20 protein-coding genes are annotated in these 23256 nt (G+C 58.6%); 15 read left to right on the forward strand and 5 right to left on the reverse strand.

Annotated features, from left to right (window positions below):
* The first annotated feature begins 13 nt into the window (after positions 1 to 13).
* The 3 genes from I6E74_RS08335 (at position 14) to rpsA (ending at position 3765) form a co-directional block, all read left to right on the forward strand.
* Positions 14 to 283, forward strand: coding sequence for an HPr family phosphocarrier protein (locus tag I6E74_RS08335; RefSeq protein ID WP_197124664.1), 270 nt, complete (start codon positions 14 to 16; stop codon positions 281 to 283).
* Positions 284 to 361: 78 nt separating this feature from the next.
* Positions 362 to 2074, forward strand: a complete 1713-nt coding sequence (locus tag I6E74_RS08340) for a DUF885 domain-containing protein (RefSeq protein ID WP_197124666.1) — start codon at positions 362 to 364, stop codon at positions 2072 to 2074.
* Between the two features lie 224 nt (positions 2075 to 2298).
* Entirely contained in the window at positions 2299 to 3765 is a 1467-nt protein-coding gene (gene rpsA, locus I6E74_RS08345) for a 30S ribosomal protein S1 (RefSeq protein ID WP_197124668.1), read from the forward strand.
* A 169-nt stretch (positions 3766 to 3934) separates the two neighbouring features.
* On the opposite strand, the gene I6E74_RS08350 is transcribed toward rpsA, so the two are convergent.
* Complete coding sequence (locus I6E74_RS08350; RefSeq protein ID WP_197124670.1) at positions 3935 to 4525, reverse strand: DUF4126 domain-containing protein; 591 nt, start codon at positions 4523 to 4525, stop codon at positions 3935 to 3937.
* Between the two features lie 39 nt (positions 4526 to 4564).
* On the opposite strand from I6E74_RS08350, the gene coaE reads away from it, so the two are divergent.
* The gene (gene coaE, locus I6E74_RS08355) at positions 4565 to 5182 is read left to right on the forward strand and encodes a dephospho-CoA kinase (RefSeq protein WP_197124672.1); all 618 of its coding nucleotides are present in this window, start codon (positions 4565 to 4567) and stop codon (positions 5180 to 5182) included.
* Positions 5183 to 5242: 60 nt separating this feature from the next.
* Positions 5243 to 7315 (forward strand): excinuclease ABC subunit UvrB, encoded by a 2073-nt coding sequence (uvrB, locus tag I6E74_RS08360; protein ID WP_197124674.1) that lies wholly within the window; start codon positions 5243 to 5245, stop codon positions 7313 to 7315.
* Here uvrB and I6E74_RS08365 read toward each other — a convergent pair.
* Complete coding sequence (locus I6E74_RS08365) at positions 7269 to 8414, reverse strand: glycosyltransferase (RefSeq protein ID WP_197124676.1); 1146 nt, start codon at positions 8412 to 8414, stop codon at positions 7269 to 7271. The genes uvrB and I6E74_RS08365 overlap by 47 nt on opposite strands.
* Before the next feature lie 80 nt (positions 8415 to 8494).
* Between I6E74_RS08365 and uvrA the strand changes: the two genes are divergently transcribed.
* From uvrA to I6E74_RS08415, 10 genes are all read left to right on the forward strand, one after another.
* The gene (uvrA, locus tag I6E74_RS08370) at positions 8495 to 11368 is read left to right on the forward strand and encodes an excinuclease ABC subunit UvrA (protein WP_197124678.1); all 2874 of its coding nucleotides are present in this window, start codon (positions 8495 to 8497) and stop codon (positions 11366 to 11368) included.
* A gap of 17 nt (positions 11369 to 11385) precedes the next feature.
* The gene (uvrC, locus tag I6E74_RS08375; RefSeq protein ID WP_197124680.1) at positions 11386 to 13335 is read left to right on the forward strand and encodes an excinuclease ABC subunit UvrC; all 1950 of its coding nucleotides are present in this window, start codon (positions 11386 to 11388) and stop codon (positions 13333 to 13335) included.
* Positions 13336 to 13356: 21 nt separating this feature from the next.
* Positions 13357 to 14232 carry an RNase adapter RapZ gene (gene rapZ, locus I6E74_RS08380; RefSeq protein WP_197124682.1) on the forward strand — a complete coding sequence of 292 codons (876 nt, stop codon included), beginning with the start codon at positions 13357 to 13359 and terminating at the stop codon, positions 14230 to 14232.
* A 45-nt stretch (positions 14233 to 14277) separates the two neighbouring features.
* Entirely contained in the window at positions 14278 to 15258 is a 981-nt protein-coding gene (whiA, locus tag I6E74_RS08385) for a DNA-binding protein WhiA (protein ID WP_197105653.1), read from the forward strand.
* A 110-nt stretch (positions 15259 to 15368) separates the two neighbouring features.
* On the forward strand, positions 15369 to 15995 hold the full coding sequence (locus I6E74_RS08390) for a superoxide dismutase (RefSeq protein WP_197105652.1): 627 nt from the start codon (positions 15369 to 15371) through the stop codon (positions 15993 to 15995).
* Positions 15996 to 16103: 108 nt separating this feature from the next.
* Complete coding sequence (gap, locus tag I6E74_RS08395; RefSeq protein WP_197124684.1) at positions 16104 to 17111, forward strand: type I glyceraldehyde-3-phosphate dehydrogenase; 1008 nt, start codon at positions 16104 to 16106, stop codon at positions 17109 to 17111.
* 12 nt (positions 17112 to 17123) lie between these two features.
* Positions 17124 to 18341 (forward strand): phosphoglycerate kinase, encoded by a 1218-nt coding sequence (pgk, locus tag I6E74_RS08400; protein WP_197124686.1) that lies wholly within the window; start codon positions 17124 to 17126, stop codon positions 18339 to 18341.
* The gene (gene tpiA / locus I6E74_RS08405) at positions 18329 to 19126 is read left to right on the forward strand and encodes a triose-phosphate isomerase (protein ID WP_197124688.1); all 798 of its coding nucleotides are present in this window, start codon (positions 18329 to 18331) and stop codon (positions 19124 to 19126) included. Before pgk ends, tpiA begins: the two co-directional genes overlap by 13 nt.
* A gap of 46 nt (positions 19127 to 19172) precedes the next feature.
* The gene (gene secG / locus I6E74_RS08410; RefSeq protein ID WP_197124689.1) at positions 19173 to 19421 is read left to right on the forward strand and encodes a preprotein translocase subunit SecG; all 249 of its coding nucleotides are present in this window, start codon (positions 19173 to 19175) and stop codon (positions 19419 to 19421) included.
* A gap of 32 nt (positions 19422 to 19453) precedes the next feature.
* Positions 19454 to 19819, forward strand: coding sequence for an RNA polymerase-binding protein RbpA (locus I6E74_RS08415; RefSeq protein ID WP_197124691.1), 366 nt, complete (start codon positions 19454 to 19456; stop codon positions 19817 to 19819).
* A gap of 116 nt (positions 19820 to 19935) precedes the next feature.
* On the opposite strand, the gene pgl is transcribed toward I6E74_RS08415, so the two are convergent.
* From pgl to zwf, 3 genes are read right to left on the reverse strand one after another with little or no spacing between them, the layout of a single operon-like run.
* A complete protein-coding gene (gene pgl, locus I6E74_RS08420) occupies positions 19936 to 20739 on the reverse strand; it encodes a 6-phosphogluconolactonase (protein ID WP_197124693.1) in 804 nt (267 codons plus the stop codon).
* Complete coding sequence (locus I6E74_RS08425) at positions 20736 to 21710, reverse strand: glucose-6-phosphate dehydrogenase assembly protein OpcA (protein WP_197124695.1); 975 nt, start codon at positions 21708 to 21710, stop codon at positions 20736 to 20738. The genes pgl and I6E74_RS08425 overlap by 4 nt, the downstream gene beginning before the upstream one ends.
* Positions 21707 to 23248, reverse strand: coding sequence for a glucose-6-phosphate dehydrogenase (gene zwf / locus I6E74_RS08430; RefSeq protein ID WP_197124696.1), 1542 nt, complete (start codon positions 23246 to 23248; stop codon positions 21707 to 21709). Before zwf ends, I6E74_RS08425 begins: the two co-directional genes overlap by 4 nt.
* Positions 23249 to 23256: the final 8 nt, after the last annotated feature.

Consider the following 23256-nt stretch of genomic DNA (forward strand, 5'->3'; position numbering starts at 1 on the left):
CAAAGGAGCAGCGGTGAGTAGCACAACGGTAGTGATCGGTTCACGCGTTGGGCTGCACGCGCGTCCCGCTTCGGTGTTCGCTCATGCCGTCGGCGAGTGTGGAATCACGGTGATGCTGATGGATGCCTCAGGCTCCACGATCAACGCTGGCAGCATCCTCGGCGTGCTCGCGATGGGCATCGGCTATCAGGATGTCATCACGCTCAGCTCCGACGATGAGGGGGCCGAGCCCGTGCTGGCGTCTCTCGCCGAGTTGCTCGGCCGCGAACTCGATAAGCCCTAGCGCGACCCCGGGGCGGATTCCCGCCCCATCAATTCCCGACAATCAATTCCCGACAATCAATCAAGGAGCCAGACAACGATGTCCGATATGACGCCCTCTACTTCAGCTGCCGCACCCTCGGGGCGCCAGGCTACTCCGCTCGATGCGATTGCTGAGGAATGGGTCACCACTCTGGTTGAACTTGATCCAACCATCGGAACTTACATCGGTTCGCCGGGACAGCACTCGGGGTATGCCGACTATTCGCCCGAAGGGCATGCTCACGTTGTGGCGTCGACCAGGGAAATTCTTGCTCGGCTAGAAGCTGCGCCAGTCATGGACGACGTCGACCTCGTGACAAAGTCGGACATGGTTTCCACTCTGAAGCTAGATCTAGAGTCCGATGCCGCGCAATTGTGGAAGCGTGATCTCAATAATTTGGCGAGTCCCGCCCAGGAGATTCGTGGCGTTCTCGATCTCATGCCGACCGCATCCAGCGAAGACTGGTCTGTGATTGCGGAGCGCCTGCACAATATTCCGGAAGCGATCAATGGCTACATCGCGACTCTTCGTCACGGTATCGATGGGGCAGTGGTGCCTGCGCAGCGTCAAGTTGCGGAAGTTGTTGCGCAAGCCCGCCAGATCTCAGCACCCGGAGGATTCTTCGAGTCATTCATTGCGCAAGCTGAGGCTGTGGGCGGCGACAGCGCTCTCCAATCAGCCCTGGCTGACGGGGCTGCTCTTGCGGCATCCAGCTATCAGAAACTTGAGCGTTTTCTGAGTGACGAGCTTGCTCCGCGGGCGACGCCTCAGGATGCTTTTGGCCGCGAACTCTACGCGTTGCAGTCTCAGCGCTTCCTCGGTGCCACGGTCGACCTCGATGAAACCTATGAGTGGGGGATTGAGGAACTGGCGCGCATGACTGCCGAGCAAAAGCAGATCGCGCACGAGATCAAGCCGGGAGCATCCATCGCCGAAGCAATCGAGCTTCTTGACTCTGACCCTTCGCGAACGCTGCACGGCACCGATGCCCTGCAGAAATGGATGCAGAAGCTCAGCGACGAAGCCATCGAAGCGTTGGCTGGCACACACTTCGACATCGCGGAGCCGATGCGCGCGTTGGAGTGCATGATCGCACCCACGCACGACGGGATCATCTACTACACGGGCCCGAGTGACGACTTTTCGCGTCCTGGTCGCATGTGGTGGTCGGTGCCCGAGTCGGTCACGGAGTTCACGACGTGGCGTGAGGCAACGACCGTTTATCACGAGGGCGTCCCCGGGCATCACCTTCAGATCGCCCAAGCTGTCTATAACCGCGATCAGCTGAATACCTACCGTCGGCAACTGTCGGGCACGTCTGGACACGCCGAGGGCTGGGCGCTTTATGCTGAGCGCCTCATGGCTGATCTTGGTTTCCTCGATGACCCGGCAAATCGCCTTGGAATGCTTGATGGTCAGCGGATGCGCGCGGCCCGCGTCGTTCTCGACATCGGTGTTCATCTCGGCAAGCCCAAACTCACCGGTTCGGGTGTCTGGGATTGGGATTACGCTCTCGACTTCATGACCAATAACGTCACGCTGGATCCCGCCAACGTTCGCTTCGAAGTGAACCGTTATTTCGGTTGGCCGGGACAGGCACCGTCGTACAAGGTGGGGCAGCGCATCTGGGAGCAGTTGCGTGACGAATGCCACGCTATCGAGGGTGCTGACGTCTCGCTTCGGGAGTTCCACCGCCGTGCGCTGAACGTGGGTGGGGTGGGGCTAGATACCTTGCGCTCGGCTCTTCTGGCTCCCTACGCCGCGAGCTAACGTTTGACAGGTCTCTCGCGCGTGAGGGCGAGAGACCTCCACCCGCCGAAATACCGCGAAACACGGCGGATTAGTGGTTGGTTTTAGTGGCGTCGAAGCGCTAGGCTGGAGTGTCGCATTCGTGACTTCTTATTCGCCTGCCTACGGCGAGCACACAGATTCATTTCGCCGTCGGCCCAATTATGCGCTTTTCGAAGCGTGACCCATACCGGAGCAACTACTACATGACAATCGCAACGACTGACAAGGCACCCAAGCAGGTCGCCATCAATGACATCGGATCTGCTGAAGATTTCCTCGCCGCAGTCGAAAAGACGCTGAAGTTCTTCAACGATGGTGACCTTATCGAAGGTACCGTCGTCAAGATCGACCGTGACGAGGTTCTCCTCGACGTCGGTTACAAGACTGAGGGTGTTATCCCCTCTCGTGAACTTTCCATCAAGCACGACGTTGACCCCACTGAGGTTGTCAACGTTGGTGACACCGTTGAGGCCCTCGTTCTCCAGAAGGAAGACAAAGAAGGCCGTCTCATCCTGTCCAAGAAGCGCGCACAGTACGAGCGTGCTTGGGGCGACGTCGAGAAGATCAAGGAATCGGATGGCGTTGTCACCGGTTCGGTCATCGAGGTTGTCAAGGGTGGACTCATCGTCGACATCGGACTTCGTGGATTCCTCCCCGCATCGCTCATCGAGCTTCGCCGCGTTCGTGACCTCACGCCGTACCTCGGCCAGGAGATCGAAGCCAAGATCCTCGAGCTCGACAAGAACCGCAACAACGTTGTTCTGTCGCGCCGCGCACTCCTCGAGGAGACGCAGTCGGCTAGCCGCACTTCGTTCCTCAACAACCTCGCCAAGGGCCAGGTTCGCAAGGGTGTCGTGTCGTCGATCGTCAACTTCGGTGCATTCGTTGACCTTGGTGGCGTAGACGGCCTCGTCCACGTTTCTGAGCTCTCGTGGAAGCACATCGAGCACGCTTCAGAAGTTGTTGAAGTTGGCCAGGAAGTTACGGTTGAAATTCTTGAGGTTGACCTCGAGCGCGAGCGCGTGTCGCTGTCGCTCAAGGCAACGCAGGAAGACCCGTGGCAGGTATTCGCCCGCACCCACGCAATCGGTCAGGTTGCTCCCGGTAAGGTCACCAAGCTCGTTCCGTTCGGTGCGTTCGTTCGCGTCGCAGACGGCATCGAGGGCCTCGTGCACATCTCCGAGCTTTCGGGTAAGCACGTTGAACTCGCCGAGCAGGTCGTTTCGGTTGGCGACGAAGTATTCGTCAAGGTCATCGACATCGACCTCGAGCGTCGTCGCATCTCGCTTAGCCTCAAGCAGGCTAACGAGGGCGTTGACCCCGAGGGTACCGAGTTCGACCCGGCGCTCTACGGAATGCTCACCGAGTACGACGACCAGGGCAACTACAAGTACCCCGATGGTTTCGACCCCGAGACCAACGAGTGGAAAGACGGCTTCGAGTCACAGCGCGAGAAGTGGGAGCAGGACTACGCTGCAGCCCAGGCGCGTTGGGAACAGCACAAGAAGCAGGTTGCTGCTGCCGCGATTCAGGAAGAGTCAATCAGCAGTGCACCCGCCGGAGCATCGTCGTTCTCCAACGATGACGCTGCAGCTAGTGCAGGCGCGGGAACGCTCGCAGACGACGAGACTCTCGCCGCCCTGCGTGAGAAGCTCTCGAGCAACAACTAGTAACACTTAGCTGAACAGTGTGGCCAGCCTCCTTCGGGAGGCTGGCCACACTCAGTTAACAAGCCACGATCGTCGGATGAATCATCGCACCGCAAGCGGACGGGGCCTATCTCTGCTCAGCTGACGAGCCGGCGCCGGCGCCGGAGCTGGGGTTCCTGGTGCGTTGTGCCTAGGCTGGGCGTTTTGTGGTGCGTCGCGCTCGTCGAACTCGCATAACGAGCCACGCGATGAGTCCGATGAGGGCAAGCGTTCCGATGACAGGAACAATAAGCGCCATCAGGCTGAGCAGAACGCTACTGATGTCCTCTGCGGCGCTCACAACCGGGGCAGCCGCGCCGGCGGTGGCGGCGTTCAGCACGGGTCGCGCAGCCATTTTGGTGGCGTGGGTTCCGAACGCGAGAATGATTCCGATGACGACGGGCACCCACGCATCTGACGTAAAGAATGATGCTGGATCAGTGACCACTGCTGTCTCAGAGGCGGAGCCCGTGCCGAAGGCAATGCCGCCTGCTGCGGGACGCACGATGGTCTGAATCCAATCGTTGACGGAATCGACGACGGGCACTTTGTCGGCGATGACTTCAAGCACGAGCAGCACACCGAGAACCGCGATCACCCAAGGGTTTTCGAGCCACGCCCATACGGCGGGCAGTTCTACAAAGTCGAAAACGCGACCGGCAAGGCCCAGGATGAGAAGCGGAATATAAGCGTTGAGGCCAGCCGCGACGGCGAGGCCGCTGCCGGTGAGTACTTCGAACATCCGCTCTCCCTTTCGACACGCTGAGGTTAGCATTGAGGAATGCACTTGATAGCGCTCACCGGTGGGATTGCTTCGGGAAAGTCGACTGTAGCTAAGCGGTGGGCCGAACACGGGGCTGTCGTCGTCGACGCGGATGCTCTCGCCCGCGAAGTAGTGGAGCCAGCCTCCCCGGCGTTGGCCGCGATCGTCGATCGTTTTGGCGCAGACGTCCTGCACGACGATGGATCTCTCAACCGCCAAGCTCTCGGCAGTATCGTTTTTGGTGACTCGGATGCCCGTCAGGCTCTAAACAGCATCACCCATCCGGCGATCAGTCGGCTCGCCCAGCGACGTTTCGCGGCCGCCTACGATCGTGACCCTGAGGCGCTGATTGTGTACGACATCCCCTTACTGGTGGAGTCAGGGCAACCCGTTGATAAGTTCTCGGCAGTAGTGACGGTTGAGGCTGATCCAGAAACTCGCATTCAGCGTTTGATCGAGCACCGCAATATGCCGCGTAGCGAGGCAGAAGGGCGCGTCGCGTCTCAAGCGTCGAGCGCCGATCGTAGAGCGGTGGCCGGCTTCGTCGTGGATTCTGGAGCTGAGTTGGCGGATACAGAACGTCACGCTGACGCCGTGTGGCAGTTGCTTCGCGACCAACTAGTGAGTTCGCGCTAAGCGTTGGCCTAGCGACTCCGTTTTCGGGTCGTTGTCAGTGCCGGTGCCTACACTTGAGGTATGGAACCAACTCGCTCAGTACGTCCTTTTGAGGTAATTAGCGAGTATTCACCTTCCGGAGATCAGCCTCAGGCTATTCGCGAACTAGCTCAGCGAATCAATGCTGGCGAGACAGATGTTGTGCTGCTCGGTGCCACAGGCACGGGAAAGTCGGCAACAACCGCGTGGCTAATCGAGCAGGTGCAGCGTCCAACCCTGATCATGTCCCATAACAAGACTCTTGCTGCTCAACTGGCGAACGAGTTCCGGGACCTGATGCCCAACAACGCCGTGGAATATTTCGTTTCCTATTACGACTATTACCAGCCAGAGGCCTACATCCCTCAGACAGACACCTTCATTGAGAAGGACTCGTCGGTCAACGCTGAAGTCGAGCGACTGCGACACTCCACTACCAACTCCTTGCTCAGCCGCCGCGACACCGTGGTGGTGTCCACCGTCTCGAGCATTTATGGGCTCGGTGCTGCTGAGTCCTATCTCGAAGCGATGATCGCCCTGCAGGTGGGAATGCGCATCGATCGTGAGACGCTCATCCGCAAGTTCGTGGGAATGCAGTATCAGCGCAACGACTACGACTTCTCGCGGGGAAACTTCCGCGTGCGCGGCGACACCATTGAAATCATTCCAGTGTATGAAGAACTTGCTATCCGAATCGAGATGTTCGGAGACGAGATCGAAGCGCTCTACTCGCTGCATCCGTTAACCGGTGACATCGTCAAAAAGATGGATTCGGTGTCGGTGTTCCCTGGCACCCACTATTCGGCAAGCCCCGAAACAATCAAAACCGCAATCGTGTCCATTCAGGAAGAGCTCGCCGACCGGCTTGGCGTGCTGGAGCGTCAGGGAAAACTCCTCGAAGCGCAACGCTTGCGTATGCGCACGACCTTCGACATCGAAATGATGGAGCAGATCGGTTTCTGCAACGGCATTGAGAACTATTCTCTCCACATGGATGGCCGCCAACCGGGCGAACCACCAAGCTGTTTGCTCGACTACTTTCCGGATGACTTTCTCGTGGTGCTCGATGAGTCGCACGTTACGGTGCCTCAGATCGGCGCCATGTACGAGGGAGACGCCTCTCGAAAGCGCACTCTCGTGGAACACGGGTTCCGCCTCCCTAGTGCGCTCGACAATCGCCCGTTGAAATGGGAAGAGTTTCTTGAGCGTGCAGGCCAGAAGATCTACCTTTCTGCGACTCCGGGCAAATATGAGATGGGTATTACTGACTCCGTTGTTGAGCAGGTTATTCGCCCGACAGGACTCATCGACCCGCAAATCGTAGTCAAGCCATCTCAGGGTCAGATCGACGACCTTCTCGAACAGATCAGGCTTCGCGTCGAGAAGAACGAGCGAGTGCTCGTCACCACGCTCACGAAAAAAATGGCCGAGGAACTCACCGAATTCCTTTCGGAGAATGGCGTGCGGGTTCGTTATTTGCACTCCGACGTCGATACGCTCCGTCGCGTCGAGCTACTCACGGAACTTCGCCAGGGCGTCTATGACGTGCTGGTTGGCATCAACCTCCTTCGCGAGGGCCTTGACCTTCCCGAGGTATCGCTTGTGGCAATTCTGGATGCCGACAAAGAAGGCTTCTTGCGGTCATCGACGTCGCTCATCCAAACCATCGGACGAGCCGCTCGAAACGTTTCGGGCGAGGTGCACATGTACGCCGACGTCGTCACGCGCTCGATGGCGTTCGCGATTGAGGAGACCGATCGTCGCCGGGAGAAGCAGGTCGCCTATAACACTGAGCACGGTATCGACCCGCAGCCGCTGCGTAAGAAGATCGCAGATATCACTGACGCGCTTCTCCGTGAGGGCGCCGATACTGCAGAGCTGCTCGCGACTCGCAACCGTGACGGCAAAAAACGCACTCCGACGCCCAAACTGGCGCGGGAAGGAATCGCTGCCGCCGGCGGAAATGATCTTGAAAATATCATTGGCGATCTCAACGAACAGATGCTTCAAGCGGCATCCGAGTTGAAGTTTGAGCTTGCCGCTCGATTGCGGGACGAAGTTCAGGAACTCAAGAAGGAACTGCGTCAGATGGAGCAGGCTGGCCATTTGAAATAGTCGCCAAGGTTTCGTGCAGCGAAATCATGCGACGCTCCTGCGCGAGGGAATCATGGGGGAGTGCGGTTTTTCTCGCGGCGCTTCTGCGCTCCTCTATCGGGATGTCAACGAGAACCCGGAGGGCGTGAGCGATGTGGGTGAGATCCGGAGCTACCGTTAGCCCACCTCCGTCCACAAACGCCAGGCGTTCATTGCACGCGGTAGTGAGAATTGTGGGCGTACCAGCCGCGAGCGACTCCAACGCGCTGGCGTGTCCCCACGATCCATTCGTTGTCACGATGGCTACGTCCGCCGTTGCAAAGACTTCTGCTCTCTCGATCAAGGTGAGATCGTGGGCGCTGAGAAACTGAACCGGCATCCCGAGTGCGCTTCGTTCGAGCCGCGCACGCAGCGGTCCGTCTCCTAACACCACCAAGTGAAGGTCCTCACCTTGAGAGACTCGCTCACGCACAACCTCGATCGCGACGGAGACGGAACCAGCGGCGGTGAGTGGTGCCGCACACACGACGATCAGATCGGCTCCGCTTGAATCGCGGAGCGTGCTGTTGTGCCGCAGAGGAGAAAAGACTTCGAGGTTCACTCCGGATGGCACGCTCAGCACACGATCGACAGCCCCGCGACTGTCGGAGGCAATCGCGGGAGAGTGTGCTTCTTCGGCCCCGCACGAACCGTGACGCTCCAAGTTCGCCGCACCGGTATGAACTATCTGGTCGAAACCTAGGGGAGTACGTCCGGTGGCCCACTCCGCAGCACCGTCCTCTATGAGCAGCACTGCGGGCACACGATTGCGCTGTGCCCAGGATCCCAATTCGCGTGCACTGAGACGGTCAGCGACCTCTATCTGATCAGGAGCGAGTGTGTCCACAGCGCGGCGCACAGCTTTGGCGATCGGCACGAATCCGCGAGTAAGCGCTCGTCCGCGCGCCGGAACGGTAACGACGGTTCCGTATTCGGTCCACGTTACCGATGAATCGACTCCAGGAATGATGATCGAGAACTCATGCCCGGCAGCTTGGTAGGCCAAGCCACGAGAACGCACCACGCTGGAGGGCAGTAGCGCTGGTGACGAGTAGAAGCTGGTGACGTGCGCAATGTGCATACGCCATTATCTCGGGTGATGAGCGCTCGGCGCTGGGCGTACGTTCAGACAATGTCAGTGGCCTCCGTAGAATAGGAAGTGTGACTACAGCACAGTCGATCCCTAATTCTCACCTCAGCGTCCGTGGCGCTCGGGTTCACAATCTCAAGAACGTTGACCTCGAGATTCCGCGTGACTCTCTTGTCGTTTTCACTGGTCTCTCTGGGTCAGGTAAATCGAGCCTCGCGTTTGACACTATTTTCGCAGAGGGCCAGCGACGCTATGTCGAATCGCTTTCGGCCTATGCGCGTCAGTTTCTTGGTCAGGTCGATCGGCCAGACGTCGACTTCATTGAGGGACTCAGCCCCGCAGTCTCGATTGACCAGAAGTCCACCAACCGAAACCCGCGGTCAACAGTCGGCACGATCACTGAGATCTACGACTACATGCGACTTTTGTGGGCGCGTATCGGCGTTCCGCACTGTGCTGTGTGTGGCGAGAAAATCGAACGTCAATCAGTCCAGCAGATCGCTGACCAGCTGATGAAGCTTGAGAGCGGCACACGCTATCAGATCGTCAGTCCGGTCGTCTCGCAGAAGAAGGGTGAGTTCGTCGATTTGTTCGCGGAGCTCGCCTCGAGCGGGTATTCCCGTGCCATCGTGGATGGCGATGTCATTCAGCTCAGTGACCCTCCCAAGCTGAAGAAGCAGTACAAACATGACATTTCGGTCGTCGTCGACCGGTTGGTGGCGAGCGATGACATCCTCACTCGCCTCACCGACTCGCTCGAGACGGCGCTGCGGCTCACTGACGGCACCGTCGCGATCAATTTCGTTGACGAAGAGGGGGATGCCGCATGGCGTTCGTTCTCCGAGAAGCTGTCCTGCCCCAACAATCACCCCATTCAGCTCACTGAAATCGAGCCACGCACCTTCTCGTTCAACGCCCCTTTCGGCGCGTGTCCGGAATGTTCCGGTCTCGGCACGCGCATGTCGATCGACGCAGAGCTCCTCATCGCCGACGACTCGGTCAGTCTCTCCGAAGGCGCCATCTTGCCGTGGACGAACTCGGGCAAGGGTCTTTACAACTACTTCGAGAAGTTGCTCGGCGGGCTCGCACTCGACCTCGATTTCTCCCTCGACACGCCCTGGGGCGACTTGCCCGAAGATGTCCGCGAAGCTGTGCTTCGCGGCAACGACTTCAAGGTGTCGGTCAAGTGGAAGAACCGCTATGGGCGCGAGATGAAGTACTCGACGGGGTTCGAGGGTGTGATTCCGTACATCGAGCGCAAGTACCTCGAAGCAGAGACTGATGTGCAACGTCAGCGTTACGCTGCGTATCTCCGCGAGATTCCCTGTCCCGTGTGTGATGGAAAGCGGTTGAAGCCGGAGGTCTTGGCAGTAACCGTTGCCGATAGCAGCATTTCTGACATCTGCGAGCTCAGCCTTATTGATGCTTACGGCTTTATGAATGAGTTGGTTCTCTCTGAGCGTGACGCGCGGATCGCTGCCCAGGTGCTCCGTGAGATTCGCTTGCGACTCGAGTTTCTGGTGGAAGTAGGCCTGAGCTACCTCAACTTGGCCCGCGCTGCCGCGACGTTGAGCGGTGGAGAGGCGCAGCGCATCCGTTTGGCGACCCAGATCGGCTCCGGGCTTACTGGAGTGCTTTATGTGCTCGACGAGCCCAGCATCGGGCTGCACCAGCGCGACAACCGACGATTGATCGAGACACTCGTCAAACTCAAGGACCTCGGCAACACGCTCATTGTTGTTGAGCATGACGAAGACACGATTCGCACGGCCGACTGGGTCGTCGACATCGGGCCGGGCGCCGGCGAGCACGGCGGTGAAGTCGTTCACTCTGGGTCGTATGAAGACCTTCTCACAAATACAAATTCGATTACTGCTGACTACTTGTCGGGTCGCAAAGCCATCGAAACGCCGAAGAAGCGTCGCCCAATCGATAAAGCCCGTCAGATTGTCGTCGAGGGCGCGAAGGCGAACAACCTCAAGAACCTCACCGTCAAGTTCCCGTTAGGAACGTTTACGGCCGTCACCGGTGTCAGTGGCTCCGGAAAGTCGAGCCTCGTCAACGACATTCTCTACAAGGTTCTCGCTAACGAACTGAACGGTGCTCGCCAGATTCCCGGAAAGCACACGCGAGTCACCGGTCTCGAAAACCTGGACAAGGTCGTGCACGTCGACCAGAACCCGATCGGGCGCACTCCACGATCGAACCCTGCCACGTACACGGGTGTCTTCGATAAAATTCGCACTCTCTTTTCTGAGACCGCTGACGCGAAGGCGCGAGGTTACCTTCCCGGGCGGTTCAGTTTCAATGTGAAGGGCGGTCGTTGCGAGAACTGTTCCGGTGACGGCACGATCAAGATCGAGATGAACTTTTTGCCCGACGTCTATGTCGCGTGTGAAGTGTGTGGGGGAGCGCGTTACAACCGCGACACTCTCGCGGTGAAGTACAAAGCGAAGAATATCGCCGAGGTACTCGATATGCCGATCAGCGAAGCCGCTGACTTCTTCGAGGCCATCACAAGCATTCACCGGTACTTGAAGACGCTCGAAGAAGTTGGTCTTGGCTATGTTCGTCTCGGTCAGAGCGCAACGACGCTCTCGGGCGGCGAGGCTCAGCGAGTGAAGCTTGCTACCGAGCTTCAGCGTCGTTCGATGGGGCGAAGCGTTTATGTGCTTGACGAGCCGACTACAGGCTTGCACTTCGAAGATGTTCGCAAGCTTCTGCTCGTGCTCAACGGGCTCGTCGATAAGGGCAACACAGTCATCGTCATCGAGCACAACCTCGATGTCATCAAGTCCGCCGATTGGCTCATCGACTTGGGCCCCGAGGGCGGTTCTGGAGGCGGCGAGTTGCTGTCCGTCGGAACTCCGGAAAAGGTCGCCAAGGTCGCTGGAAGCCACACTGGTCAGTTCTTGGCTGAAGTGCTGAGTGGCAATCGTGTCTAGGCCGTCAGGGGCTACTCGTGGCTAACACGGTTGCGTGGCGCCCGCGCGCAGGCGACATTCCAAACCAGCCCGGCGTTTATCGGTTTACCGACGACAACAAGCGCGTGCTCTACGTGGGCAAAGCGAAAAACTTGCGGGCTCGCCTGAGCAACTATTTCGCGCCGTTGACGACGCTTCACGAGCGCACTCGACGGATGGTGCTCACCGCAACCAACGTGGAGTGGACGATAGTTGGCAACGACTTCGAAGCGCTGCAGCTGGAATACACGTGGATCAAAGAGTTTGACCCGCCGTTTAACGTTCAGTACAAAGACGACAAGTCCTATCCCTATCTGGCAATCACAATGGGAGACCCTGTTCCGCGGGTGCTAGTGACTCGCAATCGCAACCTTCCCAACGCGCGATATTTCGGCCCGTATTCTCGGGCGTGGGCCATCCGCGACACGGTCGATGTGATGCTCAAAGCATTTCCTATGCGCAGTTGCTCCACGTCTGTCTACAAGCGCGCTCAGCAAACGGGTCGCCCCTGCTTGCTCGGTGACATCGGTAAGTGCGCGGCACCCTGTGTAGGGCGTGTGACTCTTGAGGAACACAAATCGATTGCCCTCGATTTTGCGTCCTTCATGGCGGGGAACGACTCCCGCATGCTCGACTCAATCCGAGTAAAGATGGCAGATTCTGCCGCTACGCAGGATTATGAAGCTGCCGCACGCTATCGCGATCAAATCGGGGCGATGGAGACAGCTCTCGCAAAGAATCAGATTGTGCTCTCTGAAGACGTGGATGCTGACTTCTTTGGCATTGCGCATGATGAACTTGCTGCTGCAGTCCAGCAGTTCATTGTGCGTGGCGGCCGAATCAGAGGTGTGCGGGGATGGGTAGTCGACAAAGAACTCGATGTCGATCTCGGGGGACTGGTCGAGTCGGTGTTGCAGAATGCCTACGACGACACCGTCCCACCGCGCGATGTCCTCGTGCCCGCATTGCCAGAGGACAGCACCGCGCTCGAAGAGTGGCTTGCGCAACGGCGCGGGCTTGGCGCACGTGTGCGACTACGGGTCGCCCAGCGCGGCGAGAAGGCGTCACTTGCTCAGACGGTGGAGACAAACGCTAAGAACGCGCTCATGCTCTACAAATCGAAGCGCAGCGGTGACTTCGTCGCTCGGTCTCAGGCTCTCGCCGATATCCAAGAGGCGCTCGGAATGCCAGAAGCTCCTCTTCGAATGGAGTGCTTCGACGTCTCGCACCTGTCGGGCACGAACGTGGTGGCGTCGATGGTCGTGTTCGAGGATGGTTTGCCCAAAAAGCAGCATTACCGACGCTTCAATATTGCTGAGACCACCGATGACACTGATTCTATCTATCAAGTGCTCAAGCGCCGCCTTGCCTATCTGGCCGCGGGAGACGCCGTTCCCACTGCCGCTGAAGCACAGACGTCGGCCGACGAGACGCACAATGCTGAGCATCCGGGTGCCGCTGCTTCCGACTCCGCAGAGCCTAAGACTGATGCCGTCGTGCCCTCGCACAAGTTTGCTTATCCGCCTCAATTGCTCATCGTCGATGGTGGGCAACCCCAGGTATCGGCAGCAAAGCGGGCTCTCGAAGAATCTGGCGTTTCCGGCATCCAACTCGCTGGAATCGCTAAGCGTCTTGAAGAGATCTGGTTACCTGACTCCGACTATCCGGTGATCCTTCCGCGCAACAGCGATGCCCTGTTTTTGATTCAACGCATCAGGGATGAGGCGCATCGCTTTGCGATCACTCACCAGCGTCAACGACGCTCGAAAGATATTTCGTCGATTCTTTCCACGGTTCCCGGTCTCGGCCCGTCTCGCATCAAGGCGCTCTTGCAGCACTTCGGTTCTGTTGCGAGGCTCAAGGCCGCGACGGTGGAACAGATCGTCGAAGTGCCGGGCGTGGGGGAGTCAACAGCGGCGGCGATCATCGAGAAGCTCGGTCAGCGCTAGCTCGGGTAGTCTGAAGCCACCATGAAACCCGTGACAGAGCAGCAAGAAGTTCTTATCGTGACTGGAATGTCGGGCGCCGGTCGTTCGACGGTCGGCAACGCGCTAGAAGATCTCGGCTGGTATGTCGTCGACAACTTGCCGCCTCAGATGCTTTTGCCTCTTGTCGACCTTGCTCACCGTGCCGGAGACTCGCTCCCACGTGTTGCAGCGGTAATCGATGTGCGCGGCGGCAAGCTTTTCTCGGATGCCCAGAATGCCATAGAAGCTCTCCGTGGTTCAACGTCGCTCCGTGTTCTGTTTCTTGATGCTGAAGATGCCGCGCTCGTTCGCCGGTTCGAGCAGGTTCGCAGGCCCCATCCGCTTCAAGATGAGGGCACCCCGCTTGATGGCATTGCGGCGGAGCGCACCAGAATGGCAGAGATTCGCTCGAGTAGCGACATCATCATCGACACCACAGACCTGAACATTCACCAATTGGCGATGACAATCATCGAGAAGTTCTCTGCGGAGAGCGACGCCGGTTTACGTATTACTATTGAGAGCTTCGGATTTAAGTACGGTCTCCCAGCAGACGCCGACATGGTGGCTGACTGCAGATTCTTGCCTAATCCATTTTGGGTTCCCGAGCTCAAAGCGTTAGACGGACTCGATGAACGAGTTCGTGCGTACGTGGTCGGGGCGCCCGGAGCACAGGAATTCGTCGCAGATTATGCGCGAGCCCTCGAACCTGTTTTCGCCGGGTACCAACGCGAGAATAAACGACACGCAACGATCGCGATCGGCTGCACGGGTGGCAAACACCGGTCAGTCGCTATTGCCGAAGAACTGTCAGCTATTCTTAGTGGCCTGCCAGGTGTCGCCGTAAGCATTAAACATCGGGACCGCGGACGAGAATAGATTGCTCATCCTACGGAACCGTCATCATGGAAGGAAGGCCAGTTAGTGGCATTAACTGCTGAAGTCAAAGACGAACTGGCACGAATTCAGTTGGGCAAGACGACTGAGCGCGCTGCAGAGCTTGCGACAATTTTGCGATTCTCGGGCGGTCTACATTTGATCTCTGGCCGTATCGCGGTCGAGTCGGAACTCGAAAGTGAGTTGCTCGCGCGCCGGGTGCGTCGGGACATTGCTGAGCTCTACGGCGTTCGTTCGGAGATTTCGCGCGTCGCGTCTTCCGGCGGCCGCCGCACGAACAATCTGCTTGTTCGCGTGCTTGATGGGGGAGAAACCCTCGCGCGACAGACTGGACTCTTGGATGCCCGCCGGCGCCCCATCCGTGGTCTCCCTAACCGTGTCACGACCGGAGGCCGCGGCGAATTGGCGGCTGTCTGGCGTGGTGCTTTCCTCGCCGCCGGTTCTCTCACTGACCCCGGCCGCTCCGCTGCTCTCGAAGTAACTTGCCCCGGCAACGAAGCTGCAATGGCATTGGTTGGCGCTGCAGGTCGACTCCGTGTCGCCGCAAAGGCACGCGAGGTTCGCGGTGTTCACCGTGTCGTTGTTCGCGATGGCGAGGCGATTAGCGCCATGCTCACGATCATGGGCGCTGAGACGACTGTCGTGAGCTGGAACGAACTGCGTCAACGTCGCGAAGTTCGTGCCACCGCCAACCGTCTAGTGAACTTCGACGATGCAAATCTTCGCCGTTCGGCGCAAGCTGCTGTTGCCGCGTGTGCCCGAGTCGAACGCGCTCTTGAGATCTTGGGGGATGACGTGCCGCAGCACCTGCGCTACGCGGGCGAGCTTCGTCTCAGCCACCGAGACTCAAGCCTGGACGAATTAGGCCACCACGCGGATCCGCCGATGACGAAGGACGCTGTTGCTGGCCGCATCCGTCGCCTGCTGGCTATGGCAGACAAGCGCGCAAGCGACCTGGGTGTGGCGGGTACTGAAGCAAACCTTCCCGCTGAGTTGGACGAGGCTTAGCGTTCCCTCCATACGGCACGTGCGTCGGATGGACGTGGTTAGACTGGATGTATCTCGCCTGACCGTGCTCGCCAGCCGGCGCAGGAATCACGATCCTAGGAGGACTTCCGATGGCTGATTACACGCTTCCCGAACTTTCGTACGACTACTCCGCGCTTGAACCAAGCATCAGCGCCATGATCATGGAGTTGCACCACAGCAAGCACCACCAGGCATATGTCACTGGTGCGAATGCTGCGATCGCGGGGCTTGCTGAAGCTCGCGATTCCGGAAATCTCGCCAATGTGAACAAGCTCGAGAAGGACCTCGCGTTCAACTTGGGCGGACACATCAACCACTCCATTTTCTGGACCAACATGTCGCCGAACGGTGGCGACAAGCCCACCGGAGATCTCGAGAGTGCAATCGACGACCACTTCGGTTCGTTCGATAAGTTCACGGCACACTTCACAGCAACCGCTATGGGCGTGCAAGGTTCAGGCTGGGCAGTGTTGGCGTGGGACTCCATCGGAGAGCGCCTCATCATTGTCCAGTTCTTCGATCAGCAGGGCAACTTGCCCGCGGGCATCGTTCCCCTCCTCATGCTTGATGTGTGGGAGCACGCCTACTACCTCGACTACAAGAACGTGCGTGCTGACTATGTCAAGGCGTTCTGGAACATCGTTGACTGGGCTAACGTTCAGGACCGCTTCAGCGCAGCGCGCTCGAAGACAAACGGTCTGCTGCTACTCTCGTAGCGGCATCGTGGCCGGGTTAGGCCCCGGCTTTAGCCCAGTCTCCACCACAGCAACACCCCCACCACTACAGCACGACGCGTCCTAGACGCCTGATTTTCTGGAGCAACAGTGAGCGTAAAAATCGGTATTAATGGTTTCGGTCGCATCGGTCGCAACTTCTTTCGAGCGGCGATGGCCAAGGACAGCAACATCGAAATTGTTGCGGTCAACGACCTCACAGACAACAAGACCCTCGCTCATCTCCTCAAGTACGACACCATCACTGGTCGTCTAGACGCTGAGGTTACGTTTGATGACGAGCAAATCGTCGTCGATGGCAAGGCAATCAAGGTTTTCGCTGAGCGCGATCCCTCGAACCTCCCGTGGGGTGAGCTAGGTGTTGACATCGTCATTGAGTCGACCGGTCACTTCACCAAGTCGGCGGATGCCGCGAAGCACATCGCTGCAGGCGCCAAGAAGGTCATCGTTTCGGCTCCGGCTTCTGGCGACGATGTTGCAACTCTGGTGCTTGGCGTCAACGAGGGTGTCTACGACCCCGCCGTCCACAACATCATCTCCAACGCATCGTGCACGACGAACTGCCTCGCGCCGTTGGCCAAGGTCTTCATGGACAACTTCGGAATTGACACCGGGTTCATGACCACTGTTCACGCGTACACCGCTGACCAGAACCTTCAGGACGGTCCGCACGGAGACCTGCGCCGCGCTCGTGCAGCAGCACAGAACGTCATCCCGACGTCGACGGGTGCAGCAAAGGCACTCGGCTTGGTCATTCCGGAGCTCGTAGGCAAGCTCGATGGTTATGCCCTTCGCGTTCCCGTCATCACTGGTTCGATCACTGACCTCACCATCACGACGTCGTCTGAGGTTACGGTCGAGCAGGTCAACGCTGCATACAAGGCAGCGGCTGAAGGCCCCCTCAAGGGCATCCTCAAGTACACCGAGGACCCGATCGTTTCCACCGACATCGTTGGCGACCCGCACTCGTCGATCTTTGACGCTGGTCTGACAAAGGTCATCGGCAACCAGGTCAAGGTCGCTTCGTGGTACGACAACGAGTGGGGCTACTCGAACCGTCTCGTTGACGTTGCAGAATACGTCGGCGCCCGCCTCTAACATCCAACGATTATGAGCCTCAGAACTCTTTCGACGCTTCCCGACTTGCGCGGCAAGCGGGTAATCGTCCGCTGTGATCTGAACGTACCTCTCAAGGACGGTCAGATTACGGATGACGGCCGCATCCGTGCATCATTGCCCACGCTTAATGCACTCATCAATGAGGGTGCTCGCGTTGTCATCGTGTCTCACTTGGGTCGCCCCGGTGGTGAGCCCGATGCTCAGTACAGCCTTGAGCCAGTCGCGCAGCGTCTCTCGGAGCTGTTGGGCAAAGCCGTTGTGTTTGCGAAGGACACCGTCGGGCACGCCGCTGAACAAGCGGTTGCTGAGCTCGACGATTGCGGTGTAGCGCTGTTGGAGAATCTGCGGTTCAACTCCGGTGAAACCTCAAAGTCAGAGACGGAACGTGAAGAGTTTGCTGCCAAGCTCGCTCGCTTTGGCGACGCGTTCGTCTCTGACGGTTTCGGAGTAGTTCATCGCAAGCAGGCAAGCGTGTTCGAGTTGGCGAAAGCCCTCCCTAGCGCTGCCGGTTTGCTTATCGAAACTGAACTTGGCGTCCTCGAACGCCTTACGGTCACCCCAGAGCGTCCTTACACGGTCGTGCTGGGCGGATCCAAAGTTTCCGACAAGCTCGACGTCATCGGCGCGCTTCTTCCGCGCGTCGATACGCTGCTTGTTGGTGGTGGAATGCTCTTCACCTTCCTTGCCGCGCAGGGCTACAAGGTTGGAGCTAGCCTCCTCGAGAGCGACCAGCTCGAGACGGTGCGGGGATATATCACCCAGGCTCAAGAGCTGGGCGTCGAGATTGTTCTTCCGACAGACATTGCAGTCGCCGCTTCGTTCGGACCGGATGCCGCTCACACGGTAACGCCGGCTCATGCAATTGAAGAGACCGAGTTCGGCGCTGCTGGTATTGGACTCGACATCGGGCCGGACACTGCGGCACGATTCGCGGGAGTGATTCGCGCCTCCAAGACTGTTTTCTGGAACGGCCCGATGGGCGTGTTCGAGTTCCCCGCATTTGCGGCAGGAACAAAAGCAGTCGCGCAAGCGCTCACTGAGACAGATGGATTCGGCGTTGTCGGTGGTGGCGATTCTGCTGCAGCCGTTCGCGCATTAGGTTTTGACGACGACCAGTTTGGTCACATTTCTACGGGTGGCGGTGCGAGCCTCGAGTTCCTCGAAGGCAAGCAGCTCCCCGGACTGGAGGTACTCGGATGGCAAAGGTAAAGCGCGTCCCACTCATCGCGGGAAACTGGAAGATGAATCTTGACCATCTTCAGTCGATCGCTTTCGTACAGAAGCTGGCATGGACGTTGAAAGACGCGAACCATGACTTTGGTGTTGAAGGGGCAGAGGTAGCGGTATTCCCGCCCTTCACGGATCTGCGATCGGTGCAGACCCTCGTCGCCGCCGACAAGCTTGAGGTACGTTTCGGTGGCCAAGATCTTTCGGAACACGATTCAGGCGCGTATACGGGAGAAATCTCGGGCGCATTCTTGGCCTCACTCGACTGCCGCTATGTACTGGTTGGACACTCCGAGCGTCGCACGATGCATGGCGAGACTGACGAGCAACTTGCTCGGAAGGTCGCCGCAGCTGTGAAGCACGGACTGGTGCCGGTATTGTGCGTCGGCGAGACGGCCGATGATCTTGAAGCTCACGGCCCTAGCGCCGTTCCCGTCGCTCAGCTGAAAGCTGGACTCGCTGAGGTATCGGGCACGCCGGAACTCGTCATTGCGTATGAGCCCGTCTGGGCCATCGGATCGGGCAAGGCCGCGACGCCGGAACAGGCCGAGCAAGTTGCAGCGCGACTGCGCGAAACGCTCGCCGAGGTGCTTGGCGACGATGTCGCTGCGGCCACACGAATCCTCTACGGCGGTTCCGTGAAGTCTGGCAACATTGCGAGTCTCATGCGCGAACCCAATATCGACGGCGCTCTTGTGGGCGGTGCAAGCCTTGATGTGGCGGAATTCGCCAGCATCTCGCGCTTCTCCAAGCACGTCGGCACCTAGCCGTTATACTGTTCGAGGCCGGAACGGCCTGTTCGAAAGGTTCTTTGTGGAAATTCTCCAAGTTGTGCTGCAGGTATTGCTCGGCATTACGAGCTTGCTGCTCACACTTCTCATCCTTCTTCACCGCGGGCGCGGTGGAGGTCTCTCCGACATGTTCGGCGGGGGAACCACGTCCAATCTTGGCGCATCGGGTGTTGCAGAACGCAACCTGAACCGCATCACGGTGATTCTGGGCGTCGTGTGGATCAGCTGCATCGTAGTTCTTGGTCTCATCACCAAATTCGACGGCGCCTAAGAACCTCCAGTTTTAGCAAACGAAGGAACACAGTGGCAGCAGGCGGAAGTGCAATTCGTGGGTCACGCGTTGGCTCGGGCCCCATGGGCGAACAAGATCGTGGTTTCCACGCTGAACGCGTGCAAATCTCCTACTGGGACGCTCTCGGAAACGAAACCGTAAGGTCTTTCTCTGCTAACGTCCCAGACGAAGAGATTCCCGAGACGATTGATTGCCCGTCGTCGGGTCTCCCTGCGGGGCGTGACAAGGAAAATCCGCCGTCGGCTTCGAAGCTAGAGCCCTATAAGACTCACCTTGCGTACGTCAAAGAGCGCCGCAGCGATGACGAAGCGACCGAGCTCCTTGATGAGGCGTTGCTGCAGTTGCGTACTCGTCGTGGCACCGCCACTGCAGAGTAGCTATCTTTTCTTCGGTATCCGCGCCTAAGGCCGCATGCTGAATGAACACAAGCCTCACGAGTAAAGGCCCCAACCGAAACGGTTGGGGCCTTTACTCGTGAAAGCGCGTTTGAGACTCAGTGCTCGTCAGTGGAGTCGGCGCTGGTCCAAAACTGTCCTGGATCAATCAGCGATGCAGGAACTTGGGCTGCAGCATCAGAGTCGACGAAGAAGAGTGTCTTGCGGCGGCCTTCAAGACCCGCTGCAGGAACTTCGTTATAGCTTGCACCGGCAAGCGTCAGCCCAAGCGCGGAGGCTTTATCGCTGCCGGCCACAACGGCCCAGATACGCACCGAAGAATTGATCACGGGAAGCGTGAGGCTGACACGTTCGTCCGGGGGCTTAGGGGAGTTACGAACGGCAATCACCGTTCGTTCCGTCTCACGGATTCCCTCGCGCTCAGGGAAGAGCGACGCGATATGACCGTCCGGGCCGACTCCGAGAAAAACAATGTCGAAGTTCGGGTACTTTCCATTTCGAGCGGAATGAGCTGCAAGGTCGTTCGCATAAGCCTGAGCCGCGTCATCCAGGGTGAGACCTGCGTCGGATGCCGCAACAGCGTGAACGCGCCGCGGCTCGACCGGAATGTGGTCAAGCAACGCTTCACGCGCCTGCACATCGTTGCGCTCAGGATCTCCCGCGGGGAGCCAGCGTTCATCGCCCCACCAGAAGTTAACGCGTGACCAGTCGACGGCATCCCGCTTAGCTGACTTGTTGATGGCTCTAAGAACTGCTTGCCCCATGGTTCCACCGGTAAGAACAACGGTTGCTTCATCAAACGCCGCGATGATGTGCGGTACTTTCGAAAGGAATCTGGAAGCGACCGCTTTCGCCAGCTTTGCTTTGTCGGTGTGAACTATCGCACGACGTTCATTACTCATTCGCTCTTCGCCTTCGTAGAGTTGTTGATCTGAACGCCCGTGATCTCGCTGACGCCGTGACGAACCACGTCACCGAAGAGGCTGTCGGGGTCAAGCCGACGAAGTTCTTCCGCGAGGCAGTCGCGAAGACTGCGACGCGGCAACGAGATGTCGTGTACGGGCTGATCGGGTTGTGTCAACGTCGCGATGTTGGCGATGTTGCGCTCGAGCGTTATCGTTCCTGACGCTCGTTCGAAAATCACAGCGTGGATACCGGTGGGTACGGGGGAGCCCTCGGCTACGTGCAGGGTGACCTTGACCTTGAGCTGCATCTGCAACCACGCGGCAAGCAGCATCGTCGATGCGGAATCTGCGGCACCGCTGACGGTAACCGCGGTGATTGATTCGTAGGGGGGCTGGTCGAGTACGGCAGCAAGCTGCGCGCGCCAGAGTGTGAGCCGCGTCCAGGCAAAGTCAGTGTCGCCGGGCACGTAGGTCTTGCACATGCGATGCATCGCATCGAGTGGGTTAGCGCTGGCAGCAGCATCCGTAATGCGACGCTGTGCGATGCGTCCCAGTGGCGACTGGGAGGCGCTTGCGGGGCCTTCGCCGGGCCACCAGGCGACGACGGGAGCATCGGGTAGCAGTAGACCGGTAACGAGGCTTTCTTGATCGAGAGCCGCGTCCCCATGCGCGGTAACTACGATTACCTCGCTTGCGCCGGCATCTCCACCGACACGAATCTGTGCATCGACGCGAGCTTCTTCATCGCGAGCGGATGACGCGCTACTCGTCGAGACGACCAGCACGCGCATCGGGTGCTCCCGGGATGCATCGTTAGCTGCTGCGATCGCTTCTTCTTCGTTACCGAACTCGGTAGCGATGATGAGCGTGAGCACGCGGCCGAGCGCGACGGCTCCACCATCTTCACGGATCCGTACAAGCGCTTTCGAGATCTTCGCGGTAGTGGTGTTGGGCAGATCAACAATCATGGTCGTCTCCAGACTCGTCCATCGCGTTCCATGAGGTCATCCGCGGACTTCGGGCCCCAGGTGCCAGGCCGGTATTGTTCCGGGGCACCCTGCGTGGCCCAGAACTCTTCAATGGGGTCGAGAATCTTCCAGCTGAGCTCGACCTCTTCATGACGGGGGAACAGCGGCGGATCGCCAAGCAATACGTCGAGGATGAGTCGTTCGTAAGCTTCAGGGCTGGCCTCGGTGAACGCGTGGCCGTAGCCGAAGTCCATGGTGACGTCGCGCACATGCATTTCGGCGCCGGGAACTTTCGACCCGAAGCGAATCGTGACTCCCTCATCGGGCTGCACGCGAATAACGAGAGCGTTTTGCCCGAGTGCCGACGTGCGGCTCTCTTCGAAGAGGTACTGCGGAGCACGCTTGAAAACCACGGCGATTTCGGTGACGCGTCGTCCGAGGCGCTTTCCAGCGCGCAGGTAGAACGGCACCCCAGACCAGCGGCGCGTACCAATATCGAGGCGGATCGCAGCGTAGGTTTCTGTTTCGGATTCGGGGTTCATCCCGTCTTCAGCCAAGAAGCCGGTAATCTTCTCGCCACCCTGCCAACCGCCGGCGTATTGACCGCGCGCGGTGTGCTCGCCAAGGTTCTCAGGCAGACGTACAGCCGAGAGAACCTTTTCCTTCTCGGCGCGCAAGTCAGCGGCATCGAAAGAAACAGGTTCTTCCATCGCGGTCAGAGCGAGAAGCTGCAACAGGTGGTTTTGGATGACGTCGCGAGCGGCACCAATGCCGTCGTAGTAGCCGGCCCGGCCGCCAACTCCAATGTCTTCCGCCATCGTGATCTGAACATGATCAACGTGGTTGGAGTTCCAGATCGGCTCAAAAAGCTGATTGGCGAAGCGCAACGCAAGAATGTTCTGAACAGTCTCTTTGCCCAAGTAGTGGTCGATACGGAACACGCTATCGGGTGGGAACACTGACTCCACCACGTCATTGAGCTCACGAGCAGTGGTGAGATCGCTACCGAATGGTTTTTCGATAACCACGCGGCTCCACTGGCCATCACGCTGTTCTGCGAGGCCTGAGTTGCGGAGTTGCTCCGTCACCTGTGGAAACGACTTCGGAGGAATCGAGAGGTAGAACGCATGATTTCCCATGGTTCCACGCTCACTGTCCAGGTCAGACAGGGTTGCCTTCAGCCGTTCAAAGGCCGCAGCATCGTCAAATTCGCCCTGCACAAAACGGATGCCTTGAGCGAGTTGTTTCCAGACGTCTTCATCAAAAGGAGTGCGCGCGTACTGCTTTACAGCATCGTGGACGACCTTTTCGAAGTCTTGATCTTCCCAATCTCGGCGGGCAAACCCGACAAGGGCGAAGCCTGGGGGAAGGAGCCCCCGATTGGCGAGGTCGTAGACAGCCGGCATCAATTTCTTGCGCGACAAATCGCCGGTTACGCCAAAAATGACCAAAGCGCTCGGACCAGCAATGCGATTGAGCCTGCGGTCAGAACTCAACCGCAGGGGATTGAACTCAGCACTGATGTCAACGGGGGACATACTTCTCC

It is taken from the genome of Salinibacterium sp. SWN139 (genome assembly GCF_015864625.1).
GTDB lineage: Bacteria > Actinomycetota > Actinomycetes > Actinomycetales > Microbacteriaceae > Rhodoglobus.